General features: G+C 55.2%; 6 protein-coding genes. 1 reads left to right on the top strand and 5 read right to left on the bottom strand.

The window, feature by feature from the left end; genetic code table 11:
* Positions 1-77 precede the first annotated feature (77 nt).
* Genes ATHL_RS03385 through ATHL_RS03365 form a run of 5 tightly spaced genes read right to left on the bottom strand, consistent with a single transcriptional unit; the run spans position 78 to position 3,967 of the window.
* Positions 78-398, bottom strand: a complete 321-nt coding sequence (locus ATHL_RS03385; RefSeq protein WP_236822320.1) for a phosphoribosyltransferase — start codon at positions 396-398, stop codon at positions 78-80.
* Positions 399-402: 4 nt separating this feature from the next.
* Positions 403-933, bottom strand: coding sequence for a thymidine kinase (locus ATHL_RS03380; protein ID WP_062189795.1), 531 nt, complete (start codon positions 931-933; stop codon positions 403-405).
* 49 nt (positions 934-982) lie between these two features.
* Positions 983-2,041: a bifunctional phosphoglucose/phosphomannose isomerase gene (locus ATHL_RS03375; protein ID WP_062189793.1), complete on the bottom strand. Its 1,059-nt coding sequence runs from the start codon at positions 2,039-2,041 to the stop codon at positions 983-985.
* 26 nt (positions 2,042-2,067) lie between these two features.
* Positions 2,068-2,901 carry a 16S rRNA (cytidine(1402)-2'-O)-methyltransferase gene (rsmI, locus tag ATHL_RS03370; RefSeq protein ID WP_062189791.1) on the bottom strand — a complete coding sequence of 278 codons (834 nt, stop codon included), beginning with the start codon at positions 2,899-2,901 and terminating at the stop codon, positions 2,068-2,070.
* 7 nt (positions 2,902-2,908) lie between these two features.
* Positions 2,909-3,967, bottom strand: a complete 1,059-nt coding sequence (locus ATHL_RS03365) for an NBR1-Ig-like domain-containing protein (RefSeq protein WP_162787561.1) — start codon at positions 3,965-3,967, stop codon at positions 2,909-2,911.
* Positions 3,968-4,093: 126 nt separating this feature from the next.
* On the opposite strand from ATHL_RS03365, the gene ATHL_RS03360 reads away from it, so the two are divergent.
* A complete protein-coding gene (locus ATHL_RS03360) occupies positions 4,094-5,236 on the top strand; it encodes an NAD(P)H-dependent oxidoreductase subunit E (protein WP_062189787.1) in 1,143 nt (380 codons plus the stop codon).
* The last annotated feature ends 81 nt before the right edge of the window (positions 5,237-5,317 follow it).

Below are 5,317 nucleotides of genomic sequence, written 5' to 3'. Positions count from 1 at the left end.
AGGGTCTCCTTGGGTTTCGACTTCTGTTGTGGTGACAAAAGTTTACTCCCTTTGGAGATCCTCGTCTTATCCCGAATTCACGTTATAATATCTTCTACCAGAATGACATCCCGGTCGGCAATATCGGTATTTAAATCGAGGGTAATCCGTACCTGACCGGTAGACTCTCTCCCTCCCACCCCATAGGAAGAAACCGCCATAAACTCAATCGCATGAGGTACGCGAATGGCCCGCATCAGATCCGTCAGGAATAAAACCCCTCCGCGTAAAATACACACCAGGAGCAATTTTTTCCCTTCATAATCCCGGCTAATTTCCTCGCCCAGCTCACGGATTCGCTTCTGAAGCGCGGCCTCTGAAATCAACACTTCACCTAAAAACTCATGATAATCTTGCATGGTTTTACTCCCTGGGCACTTCGTGGTGCTGACGGCAGCGCGCCTCGTACATCTCTGCCGCGCCCACAATCACCACCGGATCAGAATACCGGGCGGGTCTGCCATTGACAAGCCGCTGAGTGCGGCTGGCCGGTTCACCGCATACCATACAAATGGCCTGAAGTTTATCCACACGTTCAGCAATGGCCATCAGCACGGGCATCACTCCAAAAGGCTCACCCCGAAAATCCATATCCAACCCGGCAACGATGACGCGCACTCCCCGGTCGGCAAGCTGCTTGGCTACATCCACAATTCCGGCGTCAAAAAATTGGGCTTCATCAATCCCTACCACTGAGGTATCTACATCCAGGTTTTTCAGCACATCCGCCGAGCATTCAATCGGGATAGCCTCAAATTCATTGCCAGCGTGTGACTTGACCTTTTCCACAGCATAACGGTTATCGATAGCTGGTTTAAAAACCTGCACTTTTTGCCGCGCAATCCGCGCCCGTCTCAATCGGCGAATCAGTTCATCGGTCTTCCCGCTGAACATGGATCCGGTCACCACCTCAATCGAGCCACTGAAGTGTTTCACAGTTCCCTCACACTCTGGCCATCTCGGCTTTAAACGCGTCCAGCAAATCAATCGGCGTCGGGTCTATTCCGTAAGCCATCGAAAGATAATACGCGGTGTAATCTCCAAAGAGAAGAGTGGTCCACATCTGTGCCAGAAGACCGCTTCCGCGCCCCTCGATAAAGTCGGTATTAATCCCCTGCTCCAGGAACATCTGGCGGGTCAGTTCCAGACGTGCCAGGTTGCGTGGTTGCATGGCCGGAGCGCGCAGGAACAGCGCCATCATCATCCGTAGCATCTCCGGTGGGTTCTCGGTACCGGCCAGGGTATTATGATCTGCTTCAGGGAGATATTCGAATTGCGCCCAGGCTTTTGCCAGCTCATTGATCTGTCCTTTCCAGCGCCTGGCAACCGGAGCCAGAAAGTCGGCAGACAGCACCGTCACCCACCTTCCCACCAGTTGCCCGGCCATGCGTTTGGCCGGGTTGTGCACGGTTGGCACATCCGGGCGTAAATTGGTTTGCAGGTTGCGCATGGCGTGAAGGGCCTCATCCAGGTCCCTGGCCGGGTCTTCGATCAGCCCCAGGCGGAACAGAGCCGCCAGCAGAAGCCCAAAGGAGTAGCCCACAGCCGTGCGCGGCGCATGATGATGGTCAAAAGTCCAGAGCGGCACATGATTCTTCCGGGCTTCCTCAGCCAGTTTCCCACCTGTGCAAATAGCCAGAACCTGACACCCCCTCGCCAGTCCTGCTTCAAAGGAAGAGAGGGTTTCTTCAGTATTCCCTGAATGTGAGGAGGCAACCACGCATGTTTCACTTCCCCTGGCAAACGCAGGCAAGCCATAATCTCGATGTACCATCACCGGCACCTTGCACTGACCGGCCACAGCTGCGCTTACCAGGTCTGCTCCAATAGCCGACCCTCCCATCCCGGAGACCACCACATACCGAAGGTTGCGCTGAAGCGGCAAAGGCATTTGCAGTCCCATCTGATAGGCGGCGGCCAGCTGGTCGGGTAAATGATCGATTTGCCCGATCATATCCTGGCTATCCAGAGAACGGAACAAGGCGAGATCATCCAGATTCATTATGAACTCCTCCAAGGGGTGATACATCAGATTTTACTCTGTTTCATCTCCATCAACAGGCGGTAAACGCGGTTTTTCCGCCAGCCAGCTCTGCCAGAAACCACCTCCACAGCCACAGACCCTGGTTGCCCCTCCTTGAGCATTTCAAGCAAGGTCTGCCGCACCCGTTCTTCATTCCAGGCCGTCTCTTCCGGTTGTGCCCCCCCTACCACAAGCACAAACTCACCGCGCGGCTCGTGCATCTGAAAATACTCCAGCAGGCTGCTCAGAGTACCACGGATGAATTCCTCATGCAATTTCGTTATCTCACGCGCCGCAACCGCCGGGCGGTCGCCCAGCACATCACGTAAATCCTCCAGCGCCTCGACCAACCGGTGAGGGGTCTCCAGAAAAATCATCGTATACGGCAACGTTTGTACCTCACTCAGAGACTGCCTCCGTTGCGACGATTTCCTGTGTAAATACCCCAGATACAGGAATCGATCAGTAGGCAACCCTGAACCAACCAGGGCGGCTACCGGCGCCGCTGGCCCCGGCACCGGACTCACCGAAAACCCCGCCGCAAGGGCAGCACGAACCAGCTCAAAACCAGGGTCGTTCAAGCCGGGTGTACCGGCATCTGAAACCAGGGCCACATCTCCTTCAGCAAGTGCTTGAAGCACTTCATCCAGGCGGGCCAGTTTGTTATGTTCATGGTAACTGACCATCGGAGTATGGATCTGGTATCGATCGAGTAACCGCCGGGTAACCCGTGTATCCTCCGCTGCAATGAGACGCACCTCGCGTAGAATGCGCAGGGCGCGCAGGGTGATATCTTCAAGATTACCAATCGGGGTCGCTACCAGGTATAAAGTACCCATGGTCTCCTCAGGGTACAGACCAGACCTTGAAGCCAACATCCAGAACCGGGCCCGCCCTGTCAATGCGTAGAATTTTCAGATTGGCTGGCAGGCCATTGCCCGTGCGCGCGCACAGATACGGCCCCTCCATCTCCGGGCCCAGCAAGAGGGTCTCCGCACTCACCGAAGCCGATTGACAATCGTTCAATCCGGGTTCTGAAAACCCAAAGAAGCCAACCAACCCGCCGGAGACAGGAGCCAGCATCGCCTCTCCTGAACTCATCCTGAAAATTAAATCAGCCTCCTGGTCAGAAACTACCTGTCCGCTATCCAGATCAATACCCTGCTCGGCCCCCAACGATACAATCCCTGAGACTGAGATCACTGGGGTAGGTGTAGCCGATGGAAGTGGAGGTGATGGGGTTACCGTATCGGGTGCTACCACTTGAATTCTCACCCAGAAAGGCGCCTCACCTCCCGGCCCGATGCCAAATAGAATCCCTTTTTCATTTCGGAGTTTCCAGTTGCTCTGGTAAATTCCCGGCTTTAGAGGCGCAATCATCTCCACAGAGAGATCCACCACCTGCCCGGGCGCCACTTCTACCGTAAATGGCTCGACCCGACGCACCCCCAGCTCATCTCCCGAAAACCACACCAGAGCGTAACCGCGTGTCCAGGTACAGCTTCCAGCATTCACCAGCCGCCAGGTTTTAACAAAAGGCTGTCCCGGTGAAAGACGTGTATCATCCGGAATAGTTACATCAATGGGCACACCGGCACGCGCCATATCACACAAAACGGATGCCGTGACCAGTGTAACCGTGGAAGTTCGATCCGTGGGACGGAGAGCTGTGGTCGCAGAAGCGCTCGCTGTGGCCCCCTGGGTTACCCCTGAAGTTGCCTGAATGGTTGGGCCGGGAGAACTCCCGGCAGTTTGGGTAAGCATGGCTGCCACTGTGCTGTATTGAGGCGGGGGCGTGCTTCCTCCTTCTACATTCCTTCCCATGGGAAGACTGCAGGCCACCGCCCCACTGACCAGCAACACGACCATTCCTAAGGTCATTCCCGAAGAGCGTTTCATCGTCATAACCATCGCCCATTCTACCAGACTTTCCCCCCTTCTGAACCAGCCCATTGAGTAGAATTCATCCCCACAACACGACCAAGCCGAGCCAATATATCGCTATAATAAAGAATAGAAAGGGATTCGTCCATGCCAGAAACCTCTCTCGATCTGCATCAACTGGAACCCATCCTCTCTCAATACGCCCCCCTCGGTCGCACTGCACTCCTTCCCATCCTTCATGAAGTTCAGACCCTTTTCGGCTATATCCCGCCGAATGCCATTCAGAAGGTGAGTCACCGGTTAGGCGTGTCTGTGGAAGAGGTGGATGAAATCGTCAACTTTTACCCCCTCTTTTATCGTCAGCCAGCAGGAAAAACTGTGATCCATGTTTGCAACAACCCGGTTTGTGCCAATGCTGGCGCAGAGGCCGTAATGAAGCGCCTTTCACAATCGCTCGAAGCGCGCAGAGCAGCCGGTGAACAGCCGGGCACACTCACCATCGAATATTCACCGTGCCTCGGCCTGTGTGAACACGCTCCTGCCATGATCGTTCAAGGTGCGCCGGTGGCTCGCGCCGACTCCGTCAGTTACGAAGATCTGGTATCGGGGAAGCTTCGCCACCCTCGCAGTATTGTACGGAATGAAATCGCCATTCTTACCGCCAATTGCGGCAAGAATCGTGTAAACTGGCTGGCTCTGTACCGGGCATCCCAGGGATACCGGGGATTAGAACAAGCCCTCCAGATGTCTCCCTCGCAAGTGATCGAGACCATCAAAGCCTCCGGGTTGCTCGGTCGTGGCGGGGCCGCTTTCCCAACTGGAAAGAAATGGGAAACAGCCGCCCAGGCACCCGGTGAACCCAGGTACATCCTGTGCAACGCCGACGAAGCCGAACCAGGATCATTCAAAGACCGGGTTCTGCTGGAAGATGAGCCGCATCTGATCCTGGAAGGAATGCTCATTGCCGGATATGCTGTTGGCGCACGCAAAGGGTATATTTATATTCGAGGGGAATACCTGTTTCAATATCAGGTGATGCTCCGTGCTGTCGAAGAGGCCCGCCAGGCAGGTTTCCTCGGCGAACATGTGATGGGCACCAGTTTCAGCTTTGATATTGAAGTTCGGCGCGGAGCAGGAACCTATGTAGCCGGTGAAGAAACCGCTCAAATCGAATCCATCGAGGGGAAATCCGCCTATCCGCGCCCGCGCCCTCCCTTTCCCACTGCTCAGGGGCTTTTCGGGAAACCAACCGTGGTCAACAACGTTGAAACGCTGGCCAATGTTCCTTAACGTGAGTTCGGGTTAGGCGGGCAAGGGCAGGCAATTGTCCAAGCCCAAAGAAGGTTTTGACGGTCGGCGGCAGTAAGCGAT

Origin of the sequence: Anaerolinea thermolimosa (assembly GCF_001050195.2) — a bacterium.
In the GTDB taxonomy this organism is placed as follows: domain Bacteria; phylum Chloroflexota; class Anaerolineae; order Anaerolineales; family Anaerolineaceae; genus Anaerolinea; species Anaerolinea thermolimosa.
This window is presented reverse-complemented; position numbering and strand designations above follow the sequence as displayed.